Below are 23751 nucleotides of genomic sequence, written 5' to 3' on the forward strand. Positions count from 1 at the left end.
TTTAACCAAAAAGCAGGTTCTTGCCGAGAACGAAGGCGAGATAGAGGCAGCAGGCGGCGATCATGCAGGTCACCGCGAAGGAGCCGAGATCCTTGGCATGTTTGCCGACGATCGAGATCTCCGGCGAAATCCGATCAATCACCTCCTCGACGGCGGTATTCATCGCCTCCATCGAAAAGAGCCCGAGAAACAGAACCACCGCGACGACGATCTCGCCGGCGGTTGCCCCCACCAATGCCAGCGTCGCGATCGAAACGACGAAGAAACCGAGTTCCTGGCGGAAGGCTGCCTCTTTCAGCAAACGCAGGAAACCCGCCCAGGAATAGCCGGCGGCGGCGGTGAAATGTCGAAATCTGGTCTCTTTCGTCACCGCAGGCTTCGTCAAGACGCCTCTCTCCTCTTGCAGACTGGGAAAGACTTTGCCTTCCCCTTTGATGACCGGTCCGCAGGTAGCCGATCCATTTGAGCGGCGCAAGCGAACCCGAGCGCGGATCGGCGACCGACCACCCGCATTAATGCTTATTCGTGACACCCGCCTGGGCGAAGGTCGCCATGCCGGAATGGCAGGCGGCAGCAGCCTTGATGATCCCTGCGGCAAGCGCTGCCCCGGTGCCTTCGCCGAGCCGCATGCCGAGCGCCAGAAGCGGCGTCTTGCCGAGCATCTCGATCGCGCGCAGATGTCCAGGCTCGCCGGAGACATGGCCGATCAGGCAATGATCAAGCGCCGACGGATTGGCAGCCTTCAGGATCGCCGCCGCCGCGGTCGCAACATAACCGTCGATCAGCACAGGAATGCGTTCCATGCGGGCGGCAAGAATGGCGCCGGCCATCGCCGCGATCTCACGGCCGCCGAGCCGCCGCATGATCTCGAGCGGATCATCGAGGTGGTCGCCATGCAACGCCACCGCCTTTTCCACCGCCGCGATCTTGCGCTCCAGCATCTCGCCTGCCGAACCGGTGCCCGGCCCAACCCAGTCTCGCGCCGAACCGCCGTAGAGCGCATAGTTGATGGCCGCCGCGATCGTCGTATTGCCGATGCCCATTTCGCCGATGCAGAGCAGGTCGGTGCCGCCGGCAATCGCCTCCATGCCGAAGGCCATGGTCGCGGCGCAATCGCGCTCGGAAAGCGCTGCCTCTTCGGTGATGTCGCCGGTGGGATAATCCAGCGCCAGATCGAAGACTTTCAACCCGAGATCATAGGCGACACAGATCTGATTGATCGCAGCCCCTCCGGCCGCAAAGTTCTCGACCATCTGCTGCGTCACTGCCGGCGGAAACGGCGTGATTCCCTGCCTGGTGACGCCGTGATTACCGGCAAAGATCGCCACCAGCGGCCGGTTGACGGCAGGGGTGCGGCCCGTCCAGGCGGCAAGCCAGAAGGCGATTTCCTCAAGCCGTCCAAGCGCGCCCGGCGGCTTGGTCAGTTGTGCGTCGCGTTCGCGCGCCGCCACCAGCGCACTGGCATCCGGCCCCGGCAGGTCACGAAGCAGGGTACGGAAATCGTCGAACGGCAGGCCTGAAACGCTCATCTGTGCGGCTTTCCTATGAATCCGGATATTCTTGTTTTCACGCAAACCACTTGTTTGCGTCGAGCAAATCAGCTTCTTTGCGGGTCGCAACTCTATTAAAGCGGGCCGACGAGACGGACAACTCCAAAAGCGCCCCTGTGACCATAAGCCGAGACCATAAGCCGAAACCGACGGCAGAACGAAACAGAATGAAGATCAAGGACCTTGCGGTCGATACCGCCCGCGCCGTCGCCTTCCTCAGCCGCATTCCCATGCCGCAATCGCTGTTCAAAGGCTATGACGGCAGGCTCGGCAGGCTGGTGCGCGCTTTTCCCTTCGCCGGTATCATCATCGGCTTCGTCCCCGCGCTTGCCCTCCTCTTGGCTTTGGAGCTGCATGCCGATCCGCTGATGGCGGCGCTGATTGCGCTTTCGATCCAGGTTCTCGTCACCGGCGCGCTGCACGAGGACGGGCTGGCCGATACGGCCGACGGCATTGGCGGCGGCAAGAGCCGCGAGCACAGCCTCGTCATCATGAAGGACAGCCGGATCGGCACCTATGGCGCGATAGCGCTGATGCTCTCCTTGGCGATCCGCGCCGCGGCGCTTGCCGCCATCGCCCGCCACGCAACGCCGCTCCTATCAGCCCTTGCCATTCCCGCCGTCGCGGCGCTTAGCCGCGGCGCTATCGCCTGGCACTGGCAGCGGCTGGCGCCGGCAAAGGCCGATGGCGTGGCCGCCTCGACCGGCCAGCCGGACGAGGCGGCGATGCAGTTTGCGCTCTCCGCAGCCGGCCTCGTCGCCGCACTGCTGATCTGGCCCGCCTTCGGCCTGCGGCCGCTGGTCGCAAGCCTGCTTGCCACCGGCATCGCGGGGTTTGCCTTCACCGCTTTCATCCGCCGCAAGCTTGCAGGCCACACCGGCGACACGCTGGGCGCGACGCAGCAAATTTGCGAGATCGCCAGCCTTTGCGCCCTTGCCACGGCTCTTTGAAACTCCGATATATCGCTCATGCAAACACCCTGCATTCACCTCTGCTCCCTGAACCTCGCCACCGGATTTTGTGCCGGATGCGGCCGGACTCTTCAGGAAATCGGCAGTTGGGTGAGCTACTCCGACACCGAGCGAAGACGGATCATGGCGCTGCTGCCGGCACGGCTTGCGGGCGTCGCTACGGTATCGAACCACAGGAAAACAGGCCTTTCCAGCCGGCCGGAGCGGCCTTTATGATCCGTTTGATCATCTTCCTCGTCGTGATCGGCATCGGCCTTGCCGTGCTGATCGTCAACAATGGCAGCAGCCGGATCCTCGGCCTGCAGAGCGATGACTTCGGCCGCGTCGTCTATCTGCTGCCCATCGCACTGATGCTCTCGGCCGGCATCTGGGCGAGCCGGCGCAGCATTGGCGAAACGATGCGCCAGATGATGATTTGGCTGGTGATCATCCTGGCGCTCGTCACCGTCTATCTCTATCGCCAGGAGGCACTCGGCGTCGGCAACAGACTGCTCGCCGGCCTCGTTCCCGGCCGCGCCGTCGTCGTCACCACCAGCGAGGGCGGCCAGGAGATCATCCTGCACAAGCTGCTGAACGGCCATTTCGAAGCCGATGTCGCTGTCAACGGCCAAACGATCCAGATGCTCGTCGATACCGGCGCCAGCATGGTGGCGCTGTCGCGTGAAGATGCCGAACGGATCGGCATCGACCCCTCCCGCCTCACCTATTCCATGACCGTCATGACCGCCAATGGCCGTGGCCGCGCAGCCCCCGTCACGCTCGACCAGGTGGCAATCGGCCCGATCGTCCGCAACAATGTCGTAGCCAGCGTCGCCGAGGACGGCCGGCTCGACCAGAGCCTGCTTGGCATGAGCTTCCTGGAAACGCTGGGCTCGCTGCAGATGCAGACCGACGAACTGCGCCTGCGGGATTGAGGGCCCGGCGTCGTGCAATGCCGCTTTACGGTTGCGCTCGGATCTGTCACCTTCACGCGTAACAACAAGACCACAAAGAGCAAAAAGAAACTCCTAGTTCGGTGGCACCGCATGTTCGACCGACCCTCGCCCGAGGCGAGGCCTTGACCCATGGGTGCGACAGGAGTTTCGCGATGAACTCACTCTGGCCGATCGTCGTCGGCGGCGTTCTGCCCGCCATTTTCTGGGGCGTCACCGCCATCTTCCAGAAACAGAGCGCCACGGCAGCCACCGGCTCCGCCGTCTATCTGATCGCCTTCGGCACTGCCTGCGCCCTTGCCGGCCTGATCGCCGCGCTGATCTGGCGCCCAGCCCCCTGGACCGCGCAAGGTCTCGGCTTTGCCACCACCGCGGGCGCCTGCTTCGCCGTCGGCACCGGCCTCATCAGCTTTGCGCTTTTCGCTTACGGTGTCTCGGTCTCGAAACTCGCCCCTATCTGGAGCTGCAATGTGCTGGCGACGCTGGCAATCGGCGCCCTCTTTCTCGGCGAAGCCGCAGAGTTGAACATCATAAAGCTCGTCGCCGGCACCCTCCTCATTATCTCGGGCGCTCTGCTCGTCAGCAGCGCCTGAGGGGACATTAGTAAGAGATGAGCACCTCGCCGATCCTCGGCCGCGGCTTGAAAACCAATGGAATCACAATAGAAGCACGCTCGCCAGAGAAGATATCGACCATAGCCCGCCGGTCGGACAAGTCGATCGATGATCGCAAATTCTGAAAGGAGCAAGGGTTGCTCGAGCAATAGACGCGTAACTCACTATGCGCCGCGGAGCCGGAATGCACGGTAAGACTGAGTTCAATGTCGGGGTTGTTGTGCCTGGCGAGCTGACAGGTGCTGTCCGGAAGGCATGACACCTCGGCAAAGAAGGGCTCACTTCCCTCCATCATCACGGCATAGGTGACGTGAATGGGCTGGACAGTCTCCTCGCCCGAAAGGCTTTCCTGCGGGACTGAGTAAAGCATAGACGCGATTGCAAGGCATCCAAGCACATTGCGGCTGGCCATCCCATTATCCCCAACATCGATGACGTCATCGCTGGGCAATCTTCATGTTGGAATTGCGGCGCTTCTCCAGCGCCGGATCAATTGCGTAGCCGGTAGCCGGTTTTGAAGATCCAGGCGAGTGTTCCGAGGCAGGCCACCAAAAATACCGTGATCATTCCCAGACTGATCGCCGGGTTGACGTCGGCGATCCCGTAAAAACTCCAACGAAAGCCGCTGACGAGATAGAGCACCGGATTGAGGTGGCTGACCGCCTGCCAGAAGGGCGGCAGCATATTGACCGAATAGAAGCTGCCGCCAAGGAAGGTTAGCGGCGGCACGACCAGCATGGGAATGAGGTTCAGCTGTTCGAAATTGCCGGCCCAGATGCCGATCATGAAGCCGAACAGGCTGAAGGTGATTGCCGTCAGCAGGAAAAACAGGATCATCATGAAGGGATGTTCGATCCGGACATCGACGAAAAGATTGGCTGTGAGCAGGATGATGAAACCGATGAGCATCCCTTTGGTAGCGGCGGCCCCGACGTAACCGAGAAGGATCTCCGTCATCGCCACCGGCGCCGACAGCACCTCGTAGATCGTGCCGGTGAATTTTGGGAAATAGATGCCGAAGGAGCCGTTGCTGATGCACTGACCGAGCAGCGTCAGCATGATGAGGCCGGGCGTGATGAAGGCGCCGTAGGATACGCCCTCCACTTCCTGGATGCGCGAGCCGACCGCGGCCCCGAAGACGATGAAATAAAGCGAGGTCGAGATGACGGGTGAGATAACGCTCTGCAGCAGCGTGCGCCGCGTGCGGGCCATTTCGAAGAAATAGATCGATTTGATCGCCTCGACGTTCATTTGTCTGCTCCTACCAGCGCCACGAAGATGTCTTCGAGCGTGCTCTGCCGCGTCGAGAGATCTTTGAAATGGATATTGTTTTCACCGAGCCGGGTCAGCAGCGTGGCGATGCTCTCCTGCTCGTTGTCGGCGTCGAAATCGTAAGTCAGCCGGCTGCCGCCGACTTCCAGCGTCAATCCGTTGCCGGCGAAACAATCCGGAAGGTGGCTGAGCGGCTCGGTGAGATCGAGGATGAGCTGCTTGCGGCCGAGCTTGGCCATCAGTGCCGCCTTGTCTTCGACGAGCAGCAATTGCCCGCCATTGATTACACCGACGCGGTCGGCGATCTCCTCGGCCTCCTCGATATAATGGGTGGTCAGGATGATGGTGACGCCTGAGGCGCGAAGCTCCTGGACGACATTCCACATGTCCTTGCGCAGCGTCACGTCGACGCCGGCCGTGGGTTCATCGAGGAAGAGGATATCCGGTTCATGCGAAAGCGCCTTGGCGATCAGCACCCGCCGTTTCATGCCGCCGGAGAGCTGGCGAAGCATATTGTCCTTCTTGTCCCAAAGTGAGAGTGCGCGCAGCACCTTCTCGATATGGGCGGGATTGGCTTTCTTGCCGTGCAGCCCGCGCGAAAAGCTCACCGTATTGAACACCGTCTCGAACTGATCGGTGGTCAGCTCCTGCGGCACCAGCCCGATCATTCCGCGGGTGGCGCGGAAATCCTTGACGACATCGTGGCCGGCGACCAGCACCTTGCCACCGCTCGGATTGGCGATGCCGCAGATGATCGAGATCAACGTCGTCTTGCCCGCGCCGTTCGGCCCGAGCAAGGCCAGGATTTCACCCTTCTCGACGTCGAGGTTGATGCCTTTCAGGGCCTCGAACCCGTTGGCGTAGGTCTTGGTAAGATTCTGAACCGATATGATGGGGGCCATGCAATACTCTTGCGAATTCTCAGCTGTTACTTCGGCCCGCTATATAGGCCCTTGATGACGCTTTGACATCCTTGGAGACGTGAACACAGCATTCGCTCCCTGCTAACACCATAGCCGTTGACGCAGGCGGCCCGCCGACATAGCCGGCATCGGATCTTTACGACGCGCTGATCCCTTGGGCGAAAAGAAACGCAGCAGCCGGTTTCGGATGTCATCATCCGGTTATCTTCATGTCCGATAAGAAGCCGAGGCCAGCACCGGCATCCGCCCCGCCGCCACCCCTTTGCGGAGCCGTCTCCGGGTGTTCTCGTTACGCCCTTTTTCGCTGCCTCGGCATGTAGTCAAAGTTATTGTTCAATCACGAAACGCTTGGAACCGGCCAGCATCCTCTGTTCGGCCGCGTTCGTCTTAGCCGGCCCCGCGCCGGCTTTCTTTTTGTGTGTTGGGGCGTAGGCCAAAGGCCGGAGCATCGAAGGACGAGTGCGGGTGGGGGGCAGGAAGTGCCCCTCACAATTCGTCGTAGTTGAACCAATCAAAATCCGCGACCTTCGCTCGCCCTGACGTATCGAAGGCAAACACACCGGTGAAGGCGCCGGTGAAGGAGCCGTGTTCGCCGCGGCCGCCCTCGTCGGAAATCATGCCGGCGTCGAGGATCGGGCCGATCGGCTGCCAGGCGCCTTTGCCTTCGGTCTGCCAGAAGAATTGCAGGTCGTTCTCGCGGATTTCCATGGCGAGCTGGACGCGGCCCTCGGCAGCGATCGCCACACCGCTTTCGGCGGGGAAGCTCAGGCGACCGTTCGGATAGTCGCCGTTGCACGAGAGGATCGTCACGCAACGGCCGAGTGTTTCGTGCAGCGTTACCGCGACAGCGTGAAATTTATGGCGGTTATAGTAGTGCGTCAGCCCGGCTACCTGCTGATAGGTGTCGGGTGCGAACTCGATCACGGTCTCGGCGCGGAAGCTGTGATGCTCCTGTCGCCGGGCGACCAGCGACTGCTCGAACCAGGAGCCGATGCTTTCGCGCCCAATCAGCCTGAGATGGCCGGGACGGTCCGTCAGGTTGAGGATGCGTGCGGGCTCGGGCGTGCGCAACCACTGGAAATCGGCAGGCAGCGTGCCGCCGTCAAAGCTGTATTCGCTGCGCATCGGCTTTTCCGCTGGCACGGCGCCGAAGAGGCCCGGCACATCGACATCGGGCACCGAGGTACCGTTTTCGAGATAGAGCCAGTCGTCGTCGCGCCAGACGCATTTCTGTAGCGACGTCTCGCGCCCCAGCGTACAGCGCCGCTTCGGCGGCAGCGGCCGGCCGCAAAGATGGGTGTGATAGGCCTCACCGTCTGGTGTTTCGACATATTGGCCATGCCCTGCCCGCTGCAGCACCGCGCCGGGATGGTCCTTGGAGGTGATGAGATGCATGTTCGGATGCATCTCATAGGGTCCGTCGATCGCTCGCGAGCGCGCCATGGTGACGGCGTGGTCGTAGCCGGTACCACCCTCGGCGGTGGTCAGATAGTACCAGCCGTTGCGCTTGAAGAGATGCGGGCCCTCGACGAGGCCGAGCGGGCTGCCGGCAAAGATATTTTTGATCGCCCCCTTCAGCGCCTTCGTCGCCGGGTCCCATTCCTGCAGCAGGATGCCGTCGAAGGCCGGCGACTTCGGCGAGCCGCCATAGCTCTCGGTGCGGTGGTTCCACTGCATGTTGAGGAACCACTTGCGGCCGTCGTCGTCGTGGAACAGCGAGGGATCGAAGCCCGAGGAATTGACGTAAACGGGATCGGACCATTCGGCCTCGATCGACGGCGCGGTGACGATGTAGTTCGGCGCATCCTTGAAACTGCCGTCGAAACGCTTGACGTCGGTATAGACCAGCCAGAACTGCCCGTCGGCATAAGAAAGACACGGCGCCCAGATGCCGCAGCTGTCTGGATTGCCGCGCATGTCGAGCTGCGATCGGCGCTCCAACGGCCGACGCACCAGCGTCCAGTTCACCAGGTCGCGCGAATGATGGATCTGCACGCCGGGATACCATTCGAAGGTCGATGTGGCGATATAATAATCCGCGCCGACGCGGCAGATCGACGGATCGGGGTTGAACCCGGGCAGGATGGGATTGCGGATCATGATGTGACCTCCTCCGAGGTTATTGTTGTGGTACGTACGTCAGATAGATGCGATTACCTCGCCTCCCCCCCTCATTCCTGTGCTCGTCACAGGAATCCAGCGCCGCGCGTCTGCGCGGCAAAAGAGTCTTTTCAGCCCAAGGACTTGGGCTGGCTGGATCTCTGTGACGAGCACAGAGATGAGGGAGGATGTGGCAACCGACTGCCCGAACCGGAGCTTAAATTGCCTCGACCTTCCTATTCCCGCTCAGCCGACTTTGCCCAGAGATTGATATCCGCCTCGCGGGCATAGACGTCGATCTCGGCAAGCTCCTCGGCCGTAAATTCGAGATTATCCAGCGCCTTGACGCAATCGACGATCTGCGACGAGCGGCTGGCACCGATCAGCGCCGAGGTCACGCGGCCGCCGCGCAGCACCCAAGCGATCGCCATCTGCGCCAGCGTCTGGCCGCGCTTTTCGGCAATGCCGTTGAGCTTGCGGATATTGTCGATGATCGAGGGACGGATGAAGTCGCGCTTCAGAAAATGGTTCTGCGCCGCGCGGCTGTCTTCCGGAATGCCGCCGAGATATTTCGTCGACAGCATGCCCTGGGCAAGCGGCGAGAACACGATCGAGCCCATGCCGACCTCATCCAGCGTATCGAGCAGTCCATCGTCCTCGACCCAGCGGTTGAGCATCGAATAGCTCGGCTGGTGGATCAGACACGGCGTGCCGAGCTCCTTCAGGATCTTTGCGGCTTCGCGCGAGCGCTGCGAATTATAGGAGGAAATGCCGACATAGAGCGCCCGGCCGGAACGGACGATATGGTCGAGCGCGCCGCAGGTCTCTTCCAGCGGCGTCTCCGGGTCGAAGCGATGCGAATAGAAGATGTCGACATAGTCGAGACCCATACGCTTCAGACTCTGGTCGCAGGAGGCGATCAGATACTTGCGGCTGCCCCATTCGCCATAGGGTCCCGGCCACATATCGTAGCCGGCCTTGGACGAGATGATCAGCTCGTCGCGAAGCCCTGAAAATTCCGTCCGCAGGATCTCGCCGAAAGCGGTCTCGGCGCTGCCGGGAGGCGGGCCGTAATTGTTGGCGAGATCGAAATGGGTAATGCCGAGATCGAATGCGGTGCGGCACATGTCGATCTTGCGGTCGTGCGACGTGTCGCCGCCGAAATTGTGCCAGAGGCCAAGCGAGACGGCCGGCAGCTTCAGGCCGGAACGGCCCGCGCGGTTGTATTTCATTTTCGAATAACGGTCTGCGGCTGGTTGCCAGCTCATGATCTCAATCCTTTAGAAGCAATTCCTAAAAAGCATGCGGCCTTTTTCCTTGAAATCGCGCGTAACAAACGATCGAAGCAAAACGGCGCGGGCTCGTCGCCCGCGCCGACAATAGAGTTTCGCAGGCCTACTTCAAGAGCGCCTGCGCCTCTTCGATACCGAGCGCGGCCGGCTGGGTGCAGGTCGTGGTCAGGTCGATGAAACGGCCTTCCTCGCCCGATTTCAGGATCGAGGTCATGACGTCGACGCCGTGCAGTGTGCGGTCGAGCGAGCAACGTGCGTCGCGGCCCTCGATCAGCGCCATCGCCATGTCAGCAAGACCGGCGGTGCGGTAATTGGCGCGCGATCCGTTCGGGTTTTCCTGGTTGATCTTGCCGAACGGATGCTCCCAGTTCTCGAGCGGCTTGATCTCCTTGTCGCGGCCGCTCGCCTCGACGACACCGCCGAAGAAGTTCGGATCCGGCACGTAGAGCGAGCCGTCGGTGCCGTAGAGCTCCATGTTGGCATGGCGATGTGACCAGACGTCCCAGCTCGCCGTCAGCGTCACAGTGGCGCCGTTGACGAATTCGAGCAGCGCCTGGATCGTCGTCGGCGTCTTGACCGGGATGAGTTCGCCGTTGCGCGGCTGGCTGGTGATCGTGCGGGTCGGCGACGCCATCGAGGTCATGGCTCCGACGCGTTTCACCGGGCCGATCAGGTTGATCAGGTTGGCGATGTAATAGGGGCCGAGATCGAGGATCGGGCCGCCACCCGGCAGGAAGAAGAAATCCGGGTTCGGGTGCCACATCTCCATGCCGGGGCTCATCACGTAGCAGGCGCCCGACGTCACCCGGCCGATACCGCCGTCGTCGATAAACTTGCGGGCGAGCTGATGGGCGCCGCCGAGGAAGGTGTCGGGCGCGCAGCCGACCGCAAGCTTCTTCGCCTTGGCGATGCTGCGAAGCTCCTCGCCCTCTTCGAGCGAAAGCACCAGCGGCTTTTCGGAATAGACGTGTTTTCCGGCCTCGAGGATTGCCTTCGACACGCGGAAATGCGCATCGGGGATCGTCAGGTTGACGACGACGTCGATCTCGTCATTGGCGAGAAGCGCGTCGATCGTCTGCGCTTTGACGCCATATTCCTTGGCGCGCGCCTCGGCCGCCTGGACGTTGATATCGGCGCAGGCCAGCACCTTCAGCCCCTTGAAGAGCGGTGCCAGCGAGAAGTAGGTGGTGGAGATGTTGCCGCATCCGATGATGCCGACGCCAAGTTCCCTGGTCATGATGTGCCTCAATAAGTCTGGAAGGATGCAATCGAGCGGCTGATATTGCGGTCGATATCGCTGGGGTTATCGTGTTCGACGACATAGTGCTTGGCCTTGGTGGCGCGCAGCGCCGTCATCAGCTTCGCCCACTCGACCTTGCCGTGGCCGACATCGGCCCAGCCGCTCTCGTCCGCCGCTTCTCCAGCCGGCGCGATGTCCTTGACGTGCACGGCGGTGATCCGCGGTCCGAGCTTTTCGACCCAGGCGAAAGGATCGGCACCGCCGCGGATGACCCAGGCGATGTCGGCTTCCCAGGAAATGTCGGGCGCGCCTTCGAAGATGCGCTCGATCGGCCGCGAGCCGTCCTGCAGCTTGAAAAATTCGAAGTCATGATTGTGCCAGCCGAATTCGTAGCCGGCATCCTTATAGGGCTTGCTCATCTCCTGCAGGCGCTTGCCGAAGGCGACCCAGCCGGCAGCATCGGACGGGCGTTCGTCGGCCGCCAGATGCGGCGCATAGATCGAATCCATTCCGAGGATCTTGGCAATGTTCAGCGACTTCTGCACGTCCTTCTCCAGGAAATCGGGGCTGAAATGGCCGGTCGCCATCACCAGGCCGTTCTTGTCGAGATCGGCGCGAAGGCTGTTCAGGCCGGCATCGTCCAGATCGGCATAGATGCCGCCGAAGCCCTCGACCTCGGCATAGCCTGCCTTGCCGAGCTTTTCGAAGATTGCCGAATAGGGCTGGAAGTTGCGGGCGCTATAGAGCTGGTAGCTGAGTTTCGTCATCATGTTCTCCTTGGGCCTCGTGCCCATTCTTGCAAAGATCAATCCGCCGACTGGCAGGAATGCAGGTCATAGAACCGGAACTCCGGAAGCGCGCCGCGATCGAGCGGCCGTGCCGGAGTAAAGGTGATGCGGCGGCTTTCGCCGGCCGCAAGATCAAAGGCGTTGTCGGAATATTTGCCGTCCGTCTCCGTCTCGATCATCACGAAGAGCGCAAGTCCCCTGGCGGTGACGTTGATGTCGACCGCGCCATTCTCCTCGACATATTCGTGGGTGACTGTCAGCCCCGCGGGCTCCAGCTCCAGCGCCTTGTAGGTGCCGTTGACGTAATGCCCCTCGCCGCCCGTGCCGTTCGATGCGGTGAAATGCCAGGCCAGCAACGCTCCCGCGGGAATATCGGAGACATCGATCGTCGCAGCCGTCACCGCCGCATCCGGCGAGCACAGGGCCTGCACGTCCGTGAGGTGTCGGCGCTCGCCCTTCATCGTCAGGATCGAGATTGAAAGATCGACGCTGACATCGGCAAGCGTGTCGTTGACCAGTGAGAAGCGGATCGTCTTTCCGTCCTCGGCAGGAATAGCGGCGACCGCGACCGGCTGGAAGAAGCGCTTGACGAGATAATGCATCGCCTTCCAGCGGCCGCCATAGTCGAGGCTCGACCACGAGGCGACCGGCCAGGTGTCGTTCAGCTGCCAATAGATCGTGCCCATGCAATGGGGTTTGAGTGACCGCCAGTATTCCACCGCCGTCTTGATCGCCAGCCCCTGCTGGATTTGGCTGAGGTAGACGAAATTCGGGAAATCCTTGGGGAAACGGAAATAGCGGAACATCGTGCCGGCGATACGCTCATTGCCGCCGGCATTCTTCTGATGCAGCTCCATCACCGGGGAAGCGACGTTCATGTCCTTCTCCTCGGCATAGGTCTTGATGACGGGCAGCGAGGTATAGGACTGGAAACCGAATTCCGAGCAGAAGCGCGGACGCACCGAACGATAATTGTCGAACGACTTGTTCTCGTGCCAGACCGACCAGTAGTGCATGTCGCCGGAGCCGTCCGCATGCCAGGCATCGCCGAAATCGAGATAACCCGAGGCCGGGCTCGACGGCCACCAGAGCGCGCCGGGCAACGCCTTTTTCACCGCCTGCTCGATCGTCCGGTTGAGGCGGTCGTAGGAGACGAGGTAGCGGTCGCGGTCCTTGCGGGACTCTTCGAACCAGGTGAGTGCTCCCACAAGTTCGTTGTCGCCACACCAAAGCACGATCGAGGGATGCGAGGAGAGCCGCCGCACCTGGTAACCGACCTCGATCGTCACATTGTCGAGGAAGTCTTCGGTCGAAGGGTAGAGGTTGCACGCGAACATGAAGTCCTGCCAGACCATCAGGCCCAGCCGGTCGCAGAGATCGTAGAAATGATCCTGTTCGTAGAAGCCGCCACCCCAGACGCGGATCATGTTCATGTTGGCGGCCTTGGCCGATTGAAGCAGGTCCTCGGTCTTTCCAGGCGAAGAGAGCGAAAACAGCGCGTCGGCCGGAATCCAGTTGGCGCCGCGGCAGAAGATTTCGCGGCCATTGACCTTGAAGGCGAAGCGGCTGCCTGATGCATCCGGCGTGGTGATCAGCTCGATGGTGCGAAGGCCGATCTGCTTCGCCACCTCGTCCGTCGGCAATTCGACGGACAGCCTGTAGAGCGCCTGCTCGCCGCTGCCCGATGGCCACCATAGACGCGGATTATCGATATGGAAGAGATGGTTGACATGGGTCTCGCCATGGACGCCGACATCGAGCCGGACCCGCTCGCCGTCGAGATCGAAATAGACCTGGGCAACGCTCGGCCCCTTGGAATAGAGCGTCGCCGTCACCGTCAGATCGACTGAACCGTCGAAATTATGGGTTTGGCGGGTGACCACATGCTCGATGCGCGCGGTCTCGAGTTTTTTCAGCGCGATCGTGCCGTAAAGGCCGAACGGCGCAATGGCGATATTCCAGTCCCAGCCGAAATGGCATTGCGGCTTGCGCAGCATGTTGCCGTCGGGGATCGGCGAATTGCCCGTACTGTAGGGAATGTAGAAGGGCTGCTTCTTCTGCCGCGCAGCACCGACGGCGATATTGGAGGCAAAGACGATGCGAATGACGTTGTCGCCCGATTTCAGCATGCTGGAGACATCGGGCCGGTAGCGGCGGAAGCTGTTGTCGGCTTCGAGCGCCAGAAAGCCATTGACGTAGACGCTGGCGACCGTGTCGAGATAATCGATATCGAGATACCAGTCGCCGTCGCTCTCCTGCAGCGTGAAGCTGCGCTCGACCGCCCATTCGCGCGTCGCAACCCACTGCACCTTTTCCTCGTTGCGTCCGAAATAGGGATCGGGGATCAGGCTTGCGCGGTGGAGCGCCGTGTGCACGTCTCCCGGCAGCATGATCGTGGTGCGAATTTCGCCGTCGACGGAGGTGAGCTGCCACGAACCGGAAAGGTCGAGGCTGGAGATGGTCGATTGTTGCGTCACGATATCGTTTCCGATTTTGAAAAGGATTGTGGTCTTGAAGGAAGGGCAAATGTCACTGTTCGGTGGCCTTCACCTTGTCGTTCGTCAGAGACGTATGGTTTTTCTCCTCATCCGCCCACCCCGCCCTCCGTCATCCTCGGGCTTGATCCGAGGATCTACACCGCATCCACCGGCAGCAGCGGGCATGGATCCTCGGGTCAGGCCCGAGGATGACGGAGAGCGGGGTGGGCCTTTTTGTCAAACTTGCCCGGCCTAGTGGCCCCGCCCAAACAACCTTCTACAGACGCAACTCGCTCTCGGCATCGAAGACCGAGGCGACCGTCATGTCGAAGTTGAGTTTCACCTTGGCTCCGACATTGAAGCGGCGCGCGCCGTTGACGCGTACCGACATCGTGTGACCGGCATGTTTCAACCACAGAAGATTGTCGGCGCCCATCGGCTCCTCGATATCGACGGTGGCGTCATGTTCTTCGCCGCCAGCATTCTCGTTGACCTTGATGTGCTCTGGGCGAACGCCGAGCACCACCTTGCGGCCGGGCTGCAGCGTCTCGCTGGCATCGTAGGCAGCAAGCGAGAAAATGACGCCGTTGGCAGAAAAGGCAATGCCGTCGCCTGAGTTGACCAACTCGCCATGCAGGAAGTTCATCGACGGCGAGCCGATGAAGCCGGCGACGAACAGATTGCGCGGCTTATTGTAGATCGTCGTCGGATCGTCGAGCTGCTGGATGATGCCGCTCTTCATGATGGCTATACGGTCGGCGAGTGTCAGCGCCTCGATCTGGTCGTGTGTGACGTAGATCATCGTGTTCTTCAGCGACTGGTGCAGGCGCTTGATTTCGACGCGCAGTTCCGAACGCAGCTTGGCGTCGAGGTTGGACAGCGGCTCGTCGAACAGGAAGACGTCGACATCGCGCACCAGTGCCCGGCCGATCGCCACGCGCTGCCGCTGGCCGCCGGAAAGCTCGGCAGGCTTGCGCTTCAAGAGCGGCTGGATCTGCAGGATCTCGGAGGCACGCGCCACGCGCTTGTCGATCTCCGCCTGCGGCACCTTGGCGACGCGGAGGCCGAAGGAGAGGTTCTTTTCAACGGTCATCTGCGGATAAAGCGCATAGGACTGGAAGACCATGCCGATGCCGCGGTCCTTCGGCTCTTCCCAGGTAACGTTTTTGCCCTTGATGAAGATCTGCCCTTCCGATGCGTCGAGCAGGCCGGCAATGCAGTTCAGCAAGGTCGACTTGCCGCAGCCGGACGAGCCGAGCAGCACCAGGAATTCGCCGTCGTTGATGTCGAGGTTGAGGTCCTTGAGCACGCTGACCGAGCCGAAATTCAGCGACAGATCCTTGATGGAGACGCTTGAGTTGGAGACATTCGAATTCATGTTCATGGGATCAACCCTTCACTGCGCCGGCGGCGATGCCACGGACGAAAAGCCGTCCGGACACGAAATAGACGATCAACGGCACGAGACCCGTCAGGATCGTCGCGGCCATGTTGACGTTGTATTCCTTCACGCCCTGGACGGAATTGACGATGTTGTTGAGCTGCACGGTCATCGGATAGGTGTCCGGCCGGGTAAAGACGACGCCGAACAGGAAGTCGTTCCAGATGCCGGTCACCTGCAGGATCATGGCGACGACGAAGATCGGCAGCGACATCGGCACCATGATCTTCAGGAAGATCTGCCAGAAACCCGCGCCGTCGACGCGTGCCGCCTTGAACAACTCTTCCGGCAAAGACACGAAATAATTGCGAAACAGCAGCGTCAGGATCGGCATGCCGAAAATCGAATGCACGATGACGAGGCCGCTCAGCGTGCCGTAGAGGCCGATTTCGCGAAGGATGATGACGATCGGATAGATCATCACCTGATAGGGGATGAACGCTCCGACGATGAGGATCGAGAAGAACAGCTCGGACCCCTTGAAGCGCCAGTTTGCCAGCGCATAACCGTTCACCGAAGCGATGGCGATCGAAATGATGACCGACGGCACCGTGATGCGCACCGAATTCCAGAACCCGCGCGACAGGCCATCGCAATTGAGCCCGGTGCAGGCCTCCGCCCAGGCCTTCACCCAGGGTTCGAAAGTGATCTCCATCGGCGGCGAGAAAATGTTGCCGAGCCGGATTTCCGGCATGCCCTTCAGCGAAGTCACAACCATCACGTAGAGCGGCAGCAGATAATAAAGTGCCGCCACGGTCAGCGTGCCGTAGAGCATGATGTTGCGCGACGATAGCGCCGGGCGCGGCTTAGCGCCGCTCGGGCCTTCGCCGAGCCTCGGCGCGACGGGATCGATGCCGGCGGCAACGGTGTTGAGAGTTCCTGTATCAGCCACGTTTGCGCCCTCCTCCGAATTCCAAATAGGCCCACGGGACGATAATTATTGCGACCGTCACCAGCATCATCGTCGAGGCGGCAAAGCCCTGCCCCAGGTTTTGTGCCTGGAACATGTAGTCGTAGACATATTTCGCCGGCACTTCCGATGAGATGCCAGGACCGCCAGATGTCTGAGCGACGACGAGATCGTAGACCTTGACGATACCGGAAGCGATGATGACGATCGTCGTGATGAAGACCGGCCGCATCATTGGAATGACAATGAAGAGATAGGTCTTCCACATCGGGATGCCGTCGACGCGCGCCGCTTTCCAGATGTCCTCGTCGATGCCGCGCAGACCGGCAAGCATCAGGCACATCACCAGACCCGTTCCCTGCCATAGCGCCGCGATCAGAATGCCGTAGATGACGATTTCAGGCGTATAGAGCGGATTGAATGTGAAGCTCGTCCAGCCGAGCGAACGCACAACCGACTGAATGCCGAAATCGGGGTTCAAAATCCACTGCCACACGAGGCCCGTCACGATGAAGGACAGCGCGAACGGGTAGAGAAAGATGGTTCGGAACGTATTTTCGAAACGGATCTTCTGATCCATCAGCGCAGCAAGCAGGAAACCGATGACCAGGCTGAAGATCAGCGAAAGAACCCCGTACAGAGCCAGATTCTCGATCGCCGTTACCCAGCGCGGTGCGGCCCAAAGCCGCTCGTACTGATCGATCCCGACGAAGCTCAATCGCGGAAGGAGCTTCGAATTGGTGAAGGAATAAAAGACGGTCCAGAGCGTGCCGCCGACAAAAATCACCAGCGCTGTCAGGATCATGGGAATGGACGCAATCTTGGCATTCAGATTGCGCAGTAACTTGATCGGCCGGCCGGCTTGCGCTTGACCTGTCATGAACACTTCTCCTCAAATCGCAACTGCGACCCGTGACAGAACGAGCCTGGCCCGTCCCCGCCCCCGGGATTTGCCGGGGATGCCGGAAAGACGCCGCCGGCCGAACTTCAGTTCGGGACACGATCCGGCTCTTGAAAAGCCGGATCGCAAAGCGGCGAATCTACCCGATCAATCGGCCGAAGCGATGATCCCGGCAAAACGCTTCTGAGCGTCCTCAGGCGTCATCGACGGATTGGCGAAGAATTCGGAGAAGAGGTCTTCCTTCTGCTTCTGGCTGTCTGCCGAGAGCAACTGGTCGGTGCCTTGAATCACGTTGCCCTTGGCCAGGATATCGAGACCCTTCTTCATGCAATCATTGGCGGCGGCGAGATCGACGTCGCCGCGAACCGGCAGCGAACCCTTCTTCAGGTTGAAGGCAACCTGGGTCTTGGGATCGAGCAGGGTCTTGGCAAGCACAGCCTGCGCCTTGGACTTTTCGGCGTCCTTCAGCAGCGGGAAGTAGAAGGCGTCGCCGCCGGTCGAGATGATCTCGTTGACGCCGAGGCCCGGCAGGCAAGTGTAGTCGGTACCAGCTTTCTGGCCGGCGAGTGCAAATTCGCCCTGCGCCCAGTCACCCATGATCTGGCCACCGGCCTTGCCCGTGATGACGAGGTTGGTTGCCTGGTTCCAATCCTGGACGTTGCTACCCTTGGCCATGCGCCGCGCATCGTCGGCGGCCTTGAAGACCTTGGCGATTTCAGGACCGGCAGCAACTGTCGCATCCTTGTCCTTGAAGACCTTGTTGAAGGTATCTTTGCCAGCGACCGCAACCATCAGCACGTCGAACGCGCCTGTCGCCTGCCACGGCTGACCGCCGACGGCGAGCGGAATGATTCCGGCCTTTTCGAGAGCCGGAGCGGAAGCGACGAACTCGTCCCAGTTCTTCGGAACCTCGACGCCGGCCTTCTTGAAGGCGGCATTCGAAAGCCACAGCCACTGCCAGGAGTGGATGTTGACGGGCGCGCAATAGATCTTGCCGTCGATGGTGCAAGAATCGAGCAGGCTCGCCGGACGGATGATATCCTTCCAGTGCTCTGCGGTCGCCACGTCGGTCAGGTCGCGCATCAGGCCGGCCTGGACGAGTTCCTCAGCCTGGCGGCCATGGTTGAACTGCGTGGCGCCCATCGGGTCGCCGCCGGTAATGCGGCTGATCATGATCGGACGGGCAGTGCCGCCGGAGCCGGCGATTGCGCCGTCGACCCAATGGTTGCCGGTGGCGTCGAATGCCTTTGCCAACTCGGCGACGGCGGCAGATTCGCCACCTGATGTCCACCAATGCGTGACTTCGAGATCGGTGGCGTTGGCGGCTCCGAACGGAAGCGCGACTGAGGCGGCAAGCATGGCTGCCATAATACGGATTTTCATGAGTTTTCCTCCCTCACTGAAACGTTGCCGGAAAAACTTAGATCAATCGATTTCAGCACGCAACCGTTCGCTTGCAAATTTTTCCACGAGAACAAGAATTGCTACTTCTGCCTGTTTCCAATTGGACTGTAACGTGCTTTGAACTGGTATTCAGCCACAGGATTTCGCAGGTGCACAGCCGCATCATGTCGATGAAAAAAAACAGAAAAATCCGGGGGGCGGTTTTTTCGGACGCATTATCCTTTTCGCATGTGCAGAAAAACGCGGCATGAATCGCAAATTCAACCTGTGCGTACAATGTTGCAATGCACTCAACAAAAAGCCCTCGACATTTCTACTGTATCGTTACAGATTGAGTTCCTTAGGGAGGCGCGATTTTGGCAGGCGGCGGGCTTACGGCGCTTGGAAAAGCCTCTATAAGCGACACCAATTCGCGCAAGGCAGGCCTACAGGGATGGAAAACAAAGGAAATTTCGGGCAAGCGGCAACAGCGCCAGCGGCGCGTGAGCGCCCAACGTTGAAGACGATCGCCTTCATGACCGGTCTCGGCGTGACGACGGTGTCGCGCGCGCTGAAGGATGCGCCCGACATTGGGGCGGAAACCAAGGAGCGGGTGCGCATGGTCGCCCGCCAGCTCGGTTACCAGCCGAACAGAGCCGGCGTGCGCTTGCGTACTGGCAAGACCAACGTCATTGCCCTCGTCCTCAGCATCGATGAAGAGATCATGGGCTTTTCGAGCCAGATGGTCTTCGGCATCTCGGAGGTCCTGTCCGGCACGCCCTATCATATCGTCGTCACGCCGCATTCCCACAGCAAGGATCCGATGCTGCCGGTGCGCTACATCCTCGATACCGGCTCGGCCGACGGCGTCATCATCTCGCGCATCGAGCCGGACGATCCGCGCGTGCGGCTGCTGACCGAACGCGGCATGCCCTTCGCCACCCATGGGCGCACTGATGCGGGTCTCACCCACCCCTTCCACGATTTCAACAACGAAGCCTTCGCCCACCAGGCGGTGGAACGGCTGGTCAAGCGCGGCCGGCGGCGCATCGCCCTGCTGCAGCCGCCGAGTAAACTCACCTATTACGCCCACGTCCGCATCGGCTTCCAGACTGGCCTGCACGATTACGGCGCCGAGGAAGTGCCGCTGCGTATCAACAGCGATGCGCCGCTTGCCGATATCCGCGACGTCGTCGAAGTGATGATGCGCTCGGAAAACGCGCCTGACGGCATCGTCTGTTCGGCCGGCAGCGCGGCGATTGCCGTCAATGCCGGCATCGAGGCTGCCGGCAAGGCGCTCGGCCGCGATCTCGACATGGTGTCGAAGCAGTCTGTGCCGATCCTAAACTGGATCCGCCCGGAGATCATCACTGTCCAGGAAGACGTGCGCCAAGCCGGCCGCGAAATGGCCAAAGCCGTCATCGCCCGCATCGACGGCGTCGAACCGGAACTGCTGCAGAGCATCAGCCAGCCGATCTGGCCGGAGAGCGGACGGTAAGGCGGGCACAGGATGAAGCGCGTGGCATCCGCTAACATCCCTCGCGCTTGAGGCACGTAGCCCTTAGGGCGAAGCCTCGAAGGACATGCCACGACGCTGCTCTTTGATGCATCAAACGCCGGCGCACACGCCCTCCTTTCGCTTCGTCGGGAGCATTAACCTCTCCTCCGTCATTCCTGTGCTTGTCATAGGAATCCCGCCACCGCGCGTCCGCGCGGTGAATGACTCTACACGACGTTGAAAAAGTCTCTTGCGCCCAAGGACTTGGGCGCACTGGGTTCCTGTGACAAGCACAGGAATGATGGAGGGAAGGTTAGCGCATGCCCTAAATCTTTCGCCGGCGTACTCGGGCGCCATATGATCGGATGGACGCCGCTACGCCGCTCCTTGCCTTAATTTCGCGTCCACCGCGGCGCGCCCGCCTTACCCTTAGAGGCTATGGATTCGGAGATGGGCATCGGTTCGAAAAAAGCCAAGATTGCCGGCCATCTCATGAGGCGAACCACGGGGGAGATCGACAGAATGCAGCCGAGCGTGCCCTATTTCAGCCAATGGGAAACACCCAGCATGACGCTCCCGGTGCTTGCCGAGGGATCGCCGGCCCTGTTGCGTGATCCGCTCTGGCGCCATTCTGGCGCCACAACGATCGAGGAATATGCGCGCTGGGCGGTCAATGTCTGCGGCATGGCCTGCCTGAAGTCGATCCTTGCCGCCCGCGGCGAAATCCATCCGACCCTCGAACTTGCCCGGGCCTGCACTAGATATGGCGGTTATGTCGTCAACGAGATCGATGCCTCGATCAAGGGGCTGATCTACGCACCTTTCGTCCGCTTCGCCGCCGACCGATTCGCGCTTGGTGCAGAGACGATGACAGGCGTCGAGACATCGGCCATTCCAGAGCTTCTGTCGAAGCGGCGCTTCTTCATCGCCTCGGTGCATTCGGCCATCCGCTGGCCGGAGCACGAGCCGCCGTCGAAGGGCGGCCATCTGGTGCTGGTGACGGCGGCCAGCGACGAGATGATCCGCTTCCACAACCCGTCCGGCCATGACGCGGCGAGCCAGGCCGATGTGACGCTGCCGCTCGCCGTCTTCGACCGCTTCTTTGCCAATCGCGGCATATCTGTCGACGCCTGACCTTTTCAACACCAGATCGTTTCGGAGGCTTGCATGATCCCTTTCCCAAACAGGCTGCGCATCGCCGTGCTCTTCGGCGGCCGCTCGGCCGAACATGAGGTTTCCATCCTTTCGGCAACCAATGTCATGGGCGCGCTCAAGCCCGAGAAATATGACGCCGTCCCTGTTTTCGTCACTCGCGAGGGACAATGGCTGCTCAGCAATTTCGAGGAGGGCGTGCTGGCGACACCTTCATCAGGCGTCGAAATCTGCCTCGTGCCCGGCGGACAGGGCCGGATGCTGGCAATCCCGGCCCATGGCGCTTCGCATGAATTGCCAAGGATCGACATCCTGTTTCCCGTGCTGCACGGCCCGCATGGCGAAGACGGCTCAGTGCAAGGTGTGGCAGAGGTGGCCCGCGTGCCACTTGCCGGCTGCGGCATCCTCGGCTCAGCCGCAGCACTCGACAAGGATATCGCCAAGCGCCTGCTGAAGGCAGCAGGCCTGCCGGTGGCGCGCGCGGTGACGATCCGGGAGGACGCGGTTCCATCGCTTGCAGCCCTCGAAAGCGAGCTTGGCCTGCCGCTCTTCATCAAGCCGGCGCGGCAGGGATCATCGGTCGGCGTCGCCAAGGTCCATGCCAGCCAGGAATTCGCAGGCGCCCTTGCGGAAGCCTTCCGCCATGATCGCGTCCTGCTTGCCGAGGAATTCGTTGCCGGCCGCGAGATCGAATTCAGCGTGCTGGAGGATGCGGCAGGAGAACTCTTCGTCTCCCGGCCGGGAGAGATCGTGCCGGCGGAAAGTCACGGCTTCTACAGCTACGATGCTAAATATATTGACGAGAAGGGCGCGGCGCTGAAAGTCCCGGCCGAACTGCCTGAGAAGGTCGAGGCCGCCATGCGCGACATGGCCGCAAGAGCCTTCAGGGCCGTCGGCTGCGACGCCATGGCCCGCGTCGACTTTTTCCTGACGGATGACATGCGGTTCCTCGTCAATGAGATCAACACCATCCCCGGCTTTACCGACATCAGCATGTATTCCAAGGCGATGGCGGCAAGCGGCGTCAGTTACGCCGAAATCATTGACAGGCTGGTGGATCACGGATTGGCGCGCGCCGGCCGGGCCGCCTGACACAGGAATTTGAGACTGGAGCTTGACCATGAACAGGTCGGTCTTGATTTCGGGCTGTTCCGGCGGAGGAAAATCGACACTTCTTCTGGAACTTGCCGCCCGCGGTCATGCCGTCGTCGAAGAGCCCGGCCGGCGGATCGTCAGCCAAGAGCTTGAAGGCGGCGGGGCGGCCCTACCCTGGATCGATATGGTGGCCTTTGCCCGCCGCGCGATCGCGATGGCGATGGCCGACTATATAGCGGCGAACGAGCAGGCCAGCTGGACGTTTTTCGACCGTGGGCTGATCGATGCCGCCGCAGTGCTTCAGTATCTGACCGGCGAACCGGTCCTGGAAAAATCGACCGCCGGCAACCTCTATCACCACATAGTTTTTCTGACGCCGCCATGGCCGGAAATCTACACCACCGACCCCGAGCGGCGCCATGGCTTCGACGAGGCGGCCACCGAATATGACCGGCTTGCCGCGATCTATCCGGCACTCGGCTACGAGGTCGTCATCCTGCCGAAAATCACGGCCGCTGACCGGGCGGATTTCATCCTAGCCCGCCTGTCTCAAGGGGTGAAGTGACGGTAGACGAGATCCTTGGGATCACTTCGAGGCGCGGTGAGATCAAGGCGCGCGCCGAGCCGTTCCGCAACGGCAACGGACGCCGCATTGCCGGGCGCGATATAGCTGACGAGCGATGGCAGCTTGAGCGTCGCAAAGGCCCAGTCGCGTAGCGCCAAGGCCGCTTCGGTGGCATAACCCTGGCCCTCATATTCCTCATAGACGAACCAGCCCAATTCCTTCTCCGGAAAGAGCGGTCCATGATTGATTCCCACCTGACCAACACACTCGCCGGTTTCGCCAAGCTCGATCGTCAGCGCTCCGTGCCCGAAAAGCTCCCACAGGGCGACGTCATGACAGAACATCCCCCACGCTGCGCGCAGATCGAACGGCCCGCCCATTCCGATCGATCGCGGCGACGCCATCAGCTGCGCATAGGCGGCGAAATCGTCGATCTCAGGCATGCGGAGCCGAAGACGCTCGGTTCGGATGGTCATCGCGCCCGTTTCAGACATGTCGCCGCCTTCCCTGTCAGGTTGGGTTTGAGTTTCGGATGTTAGATGGATCTTCTAATCTAAAGCGCGCCGCGATCTTTCAGATTCGCTCCTTGCGCTTTAGCTCTTTGTTTTTACGCATGTCGTCGCCGCAAAAGCGCTTCGCACTTTGCC

The 23751-nt window shown here is 61.0% G+C and carries 23 protein-coding genes; 8 read left to right on the forward strand and 15 right to left on the reverse strand.

Annotated elements, in window-relative coordinates; translation table 11 throughout:
- Position 1: 1 nt before the first annotated feature.
- Entirely contained in the window at positions 2 to 385 is a 384-nt protein-coding gene (locus tag RCCGE510_RS10010; protein WP_007629549.1) for a diacylglycerol kinase, read from the reverse strand.
- Between the two features lie 127 nt (positions 386 to 512).
- Positions 513 to 1529, reverse strand: coding sequence for a nicotinate-nucleotide--dimethylbenzimidazole phosphoribosyltransferase (gene cobT, locus RCCGE510_RS10015; protein WP_007629550.1), 1017 nt, complete (start codon positions 1527 to 1529; stop codon positions 513 to 515).
- Between the two features lie 188 nt (positions 1530 to 1717).
- Between cobT and RCCGE510_RS10020 the strand changes: the two genes are divergently transcribed.
- From RCCGE510_RS10020 to RCCGE510_RS10030, 4 genes are all read left to right on the forward strand, one after another.
- On the forward strand, positions 1718 to 2500 hold the full coding sequence (locus tag RCCGE510_RS10020) for an adenosylcobinamide-GDP ribazoletransferase (protein WP_007629551.1): 783 nt from the start codon (positions 1718 to 1720) through the stop codon (positions 2498 to 2500).
- An 18-nt stretch (positions 2501 to 2518) separates the two neighbouring features.
- Positions 2519 to 2737 (forward strand): DUF1289 domain-containing protein, encoded by a 219-nt coding sequence (locus RCCGE510_RS33270; RefSeq protein WP_007629552.1) that lies wholly within the window; start codon positions 2519 to 2521, stop codon positions 2735 to 2737.
- Complete coding sequence (locus tag RCCGE510_RS10025) at positions 2734 to 3435, forward strand: TIGR02281 family clan AA aspartic protease (protein WP_007629553.1); 702 nt, start codon at positions 2734 to 2736, stop codon at positions 3433 to 3435. The genes RCCGE510_RS33270 and RCCGE510_RS10025 overlap by 4 nt, the downstream gene beginning before the upstream one ends.
- Positions 3436 to 3608: 173 nt before the next feature.
- Positions 3609 to 4046 (forward strand): EamA family transporter, encoded by a 438-nt coding sequence (locus tag RCCGE510_RS10030; RefSeq protein WP_007629554.1) that lies wholly within the window; start codon positions 3609 to 3611, stop codon positions 4044 to 4046.
- Between the two features lie 7 nt (positions 4047 to 4053).
- On the opposite strand, the gene RCCGE510_RS10035 is transcribed toward RCCGE510_RS10030, so the two are convergent.
- From RCCGE510_RS10035 to RCCGE510_RS10090, 12 genes are all read right to left on the reverse strand, one after another.
- Entirely contained in the window at positions 4054 to 4479 is a 426-nt protein-coding gene (locus RCCGE510_RS10035; protein ID WP_007629556.1) for a hypothetical protein, read from the reverse strand.
- 77 nt (positions 4480 to 4556) lie between these two features.
- A complete protein-coding gene (locus tag RCCGE510_RS10040) occupies positions 4557 to 5318 on the reverse strand; it encodes an ABC transporter permease (RefSeq protein ID WP_007629558.1) in 762 nt (253 codons plus the stop codon).
- Entirely contained in the window at positions 5315 to 6241 is a 927-nt protein-coding gene (locus RCCGE510_RS10045) for an ABC transporter ATP-binding protein (protein WP_007629560.1), read from the reverse strand. Before RCCGE510_RS10045 ends, RCCGE510_RS10040 begins: the two co-directional genes overlap by 4 nt.
- A gap of 507 nt (positions 6242 to 6748) precedes the next feature.
- Complete coding sequence (locus tag RCCGE510_RS10050; protein ID WP_007629561.1) at positions 6749 to 8362, reverse strand: glycoside hydrolase family 43 protein; 1614 nt, start codon at positions 8360 to 8362, stop codon at positions 6749 to 6751.
- A 236-nt stretch (positions 8363 to 8598) separates the two neighbouring features.
- Positions 8599 to 9630 (reverse strand): L-glyceraldehyde 3-phosphate reductase, encoded by a 1032-nt coding sequence (gene mgrA, locus RCCGE510_RS10055; RefSeq protein WP_007629562.1) that lies wholly within the window; start codon positions 9628 to 9630, stop codon positions 8599 to 8601.
- 127 nt (positions 9631 to 9757) lie between these two features.
- Positions 9758 to 10891 carry a Gfo/Idh/MocA family oxidoreductase gene (locus RCCGE510_RS10060; protein WP_007629563.1) on the reverse strand — a complete coding sequence of 378 codons (1134 nt, stop codon included), beginning with the start codon at positions 10889 to 10891 and terminating at the stop codon, positions 9758 to 9760.
- Positions 10892 to 10899: 8 nt separating this feature from the next.
- Positions 10900 to 11661, reverse strand: coding sequence for a sugar phosphate isomerase/epimerase (locus RCCGE510_RS10065; protein WP_007629564.1), 762 nt, complete (start codon positions 11659 to 11661; stop codon positions 10900 to 10902).
- Between the two features lie 38 nt (positions 11662 to 11699).
- Complete coding sequence (locus RCCGE510_RS10070; RefSeq protein ID WP_007629565.1) at positions 11700 to 14159, reverse strand: glycoside hydrolase family 2 protein; 2460 nt, start codon at positions 14157 to 14159, stop codon at positions 11700 to 11702.
- A 277-nt stretch (positions 14160 to 14436) separates the two neighbouring features.
- Positions 14437 to 15543, reverse strand: coding sequence for an ABC transporter ATP-binding protein (locus RCCGE510_RS10075; RefSeq protein WP_007629566.1), 1107 nt, complete (start codon positions 15541 to 15543; stop codon positions 14437 to 14439).
- A gap of 4 nt (positions 15544 to 15547) precedes the next feature.
- Entirely contained in the window at positions 15548 to 16492 is a 945-nt protein-coding gene (locus tag RCCGE510_RS10080) for a carbohydrate ABC transporter permease (RefSeq protein WP_007629568.1), read from the reverse strand.
- The gene (locus RCCGE510_RS10085) at positions 16485 to 17390 is read right to left on the reverse strand and encodes a sugar ABC transporter permease (RefSeq protein WP_007629571.1); all 906 of its coding nucleotides are present in this window, start codon (positions 17388 to 17390) and stop codon (positions 16485 to 16487) included. The genes RCCGE510_RS10080 and RCCGE510_RS10085 overlap by 8 nt, the downstream gene beginning before the upstream one ends.
- A 168-nt stretch (positions 17391 to 17558) precedes the next feature.
- On the reverse strand, positions 17559 to 18794 hold the full coding sequence (locus tag RCCGE510_RS10090; RefSeq protein ID WP_007629573.1) for an ABC transporter substrate-binding protein: 1236 nt from the start codon (positions 18792 to 18794) through the stop codon (positions 17559 to 17561).
- Between the two features lie 454 nt (positions 18795 to 19248).
- Here RCCGE510_RS10090 and RCCGE510_RS10095 point away from each other — a divergent pair, with 454 nt between their 5' ends.
- The 4 genes from RCCGE510_RS10095 (at position 19249) to RCCGE510_RS10110 (ending at position 23104) form a co-directional block, all read left to right on the forward strand.
- Positions 19249 to 20292, forward strand: a complete 1044-nt coding sequence (locus RCCGE510_RS10095) for a LacI family transcriptional regulator (protein WP_007629575.1) — start codon at positions 19249 to 19251, stop codon at positions 20290 to 20292.
- Positions 20293 to 20814: 522 nt separating this feature from the next.
- Positions 20815 to 21426 (forward strand): hypothetical protein, encoded by a 612-nt coding sequence (locus tag RCCGE510_RS10100; RefSeq protein ID WP_037078256.1) that lies wholly within the window; start codon positions 20815 to 20817, stop codon positions 21424 to 21426.
- A gap of 33 nt (positions 21427 to 21459) precedes the next feature.
- Positions 21460 to 22536, forward strand: coding sequence for a D-alanine--D-alanine ligase family protein (locus RCCGE510_RS10105; RefSeq protein ID WP_007629582.1), 1077 nt, complete (start codon positions 21460 to 21462; stop codon positions 22534 to 22536).
- A 28-nt stretch (positions 22537 to 22564) separates the two neighbouring features.
- On the forward strand, positions 22565 to 23104 hold the full coding sequence (locus tag RCCGE510_RS10110) for an AAA family ATPase (protein ID WP_007629583.1): 540 nt from the start codon (positions 22565 to 22567) through the stop codon (positions 23102 to 23104).
- On the opposite strand, the gene RCCGE510_RS10115 is transcribed toward RCCGE510_RS10110, so the two are convergent.
- Complete coding sequence (locus RCCGE510_RS10115) at positions 23089 to 23598, reverse strand: GNAT family N-acetyltransferase (RefSeq protein ID WP_007629584.1); 510 nt, start codon at positions 23596 to 23598, stop codon at positions 23089 to 23091. The genes RCCGE510_RS10110 and RCCGE510_RS10115 overlap by 16 nt on opposite strands.
- Between the last annotated feature and the right edge of the window lie 153 nt (positions 23599 to 23751).

Origin of the sequence: Rhizobium sp. CCGE 510 (assembly GCF_000292525.1) — a bacterium.
In the GTDB taxonomy this organism is placed as follows: domain Bacteria; phylum Pseudomonadota; class Alphaproteobacteria; order Rhizobiales; family Rhizobiaceae; genus Rhizobium.

What these genes read in the sequence shown, in the direction of transcription:
- cobT (WP_007629550.1), bottom strand. Translation starts at nt 1,529, where the DNA reads ATGAGCGTTTCAGGCCTGCCGTTCGACGATTTCCGTACCCTGCTTCGT.
- RCCGE510_RS10020 (WP_007629551.1), top strand. Translation starts at nt 1,718, where the DNA reads ATGAAGATCAAGGACCTTGCGGTCGATACCGCCCGCGCCGTCGCCTTC.
- RCCGE510_RS33270 (WP_007629552.1), top strand. Translation starts at nt 2,519, where the DNA reads ATGCAAACACCCTGCATTCACCTCTGCTCCCTGAACCTCGCCACCGGA.
- RCCGE510_RS10025 (WP_007629553.1), top strand. Translation starts at nt 2,734, where the DNA reads ATGATCCGTTTGATCATCTTCCTCGTCGTGATCGGCATCGGCCTTGCC.
- RCCGE510_RS10030 (WP_007629554.1), top strand. Translation starts at nt 3,609, where the DNA reads ATGAACTCACTCTGGCCGATCGTCGTCGGCGGCGTTCTGCCCGCCATT.
- RCCGE510_RS10035 (WP_007629556.1), bottom strand. Translation starts at nt 4,479, where the DNA reads ATGGCCAGCCGCAATGTGCTTGGATGCCTTGCAATCGCGTCTATGCTT.
- RCCGE510_RS10040 (WP_007629558.1), bottom strand. Translation starts at nt 5,318, where the DNA reads ATGAACGTCGAGGCGATCAAATCGATCTATTTCTTCGAAATGGCCCGC.
- RCCGE510_RS10045 (WP_007629560.1), bottom strand. Translation starts at nt 6,241, where the DNA reads ATGGCCCCCATCATATCGGTTCAGAATCTTACCAAGACCTACGCCAAC.
- RCCGE510_RS10050 (WP_007629561.1), bottom strand. Translation starts at nt 8,362, where the DNA reads ATGATCCGCAATCCCATCCTGCCCGGGTTCAACCCCGATCCGTCGATC.
- mgrA (WP_007629562.1), bottom strand. Translation starts at nt 9,630, where the DNA reads ATGAGCTGGCAACCAGCCGCAGACCGTTATTCGAAAATGAAATACAAC.
- RCCGE510_RS10060 (WP_007629563.1), bottom strand. Translation starts at nt 10,891, where the DNA reads ATGACCAGGGAACTTGGCGTCGGCATCATCGGATGCGGCAACATCTCC.
- RCCGE510_RS10065 (WP_007629564.1), bottom strand. Translation starts at nt 11,661, where the DNA reads ATGACGAAACTCAGCTACCAGCTCTATAGCGCCCGCAACTTCCAGCCC.
- RCCGE510_RS10075 (WP_007629566.1), bottom strand. Translation starts at nt 15,543, where the DNA reads ATGAACATGAATTCGAATGTCTCCAACTCAAGCGTCTCCATCAAGGAT.
- RCCGE510_RS10085 (WP_007629571.1), bottom strand. Translation starts at nt 17,390, where the DNA reads ATGACAGGTCAAGCGCAAGCCGGCCGGCCGATCAAGTTACTGCGCAAT.
- RCCGE510_RS10090 (WP_007629573.1), bottom strand. Translation starts at nt 18,794, where the DNA reads ATGAAAATCCGTATTATGGCAGCCATGCTTGCCGCCTCAGTCGCGCTT.
- RCCGE510_RS10095 (WP_007629575.1), top strand. Translation starts at nt 19,249, where the DNA reads ATGGAAAACAAAGGAAATTTCGGGCAAGCGGCAACAGCGCCAGCGGCG.
- RCCGE510_RS10100 (WP_037078256.1), top strand. Translation starts at nt 20,815, where the DNA reads ATGCAGCCGAGCGTGCCCTATTTCAGCCAATGGGAAACACCCAGCATG.
- RCCGE510_RS10105 (WP_007629582.1), top strand. Translation starts at nt 21,460, where the DNA reads ATGATCCCTTTCCCAAACAGGCTGCGCATCGCCGTGCTCTTCGGCGGC.
- RCCGE510_RS10110 (WP_007629583.1), top strand. Translation starts at nt 22,565, where the DNA reads ATGAACAGGTCGGTCTTGATTTCGGGCTGTTCCGGCGGAGGAAAATCG.
- RCCGE510_RS10115 (WP_007629584.1), bottom strand. Translation starts at nt 23,598, where the DNA reads ATGTCTGAAACGGGCGCGATGACCATCCGAACCGAGCGTCTTCGGCTC.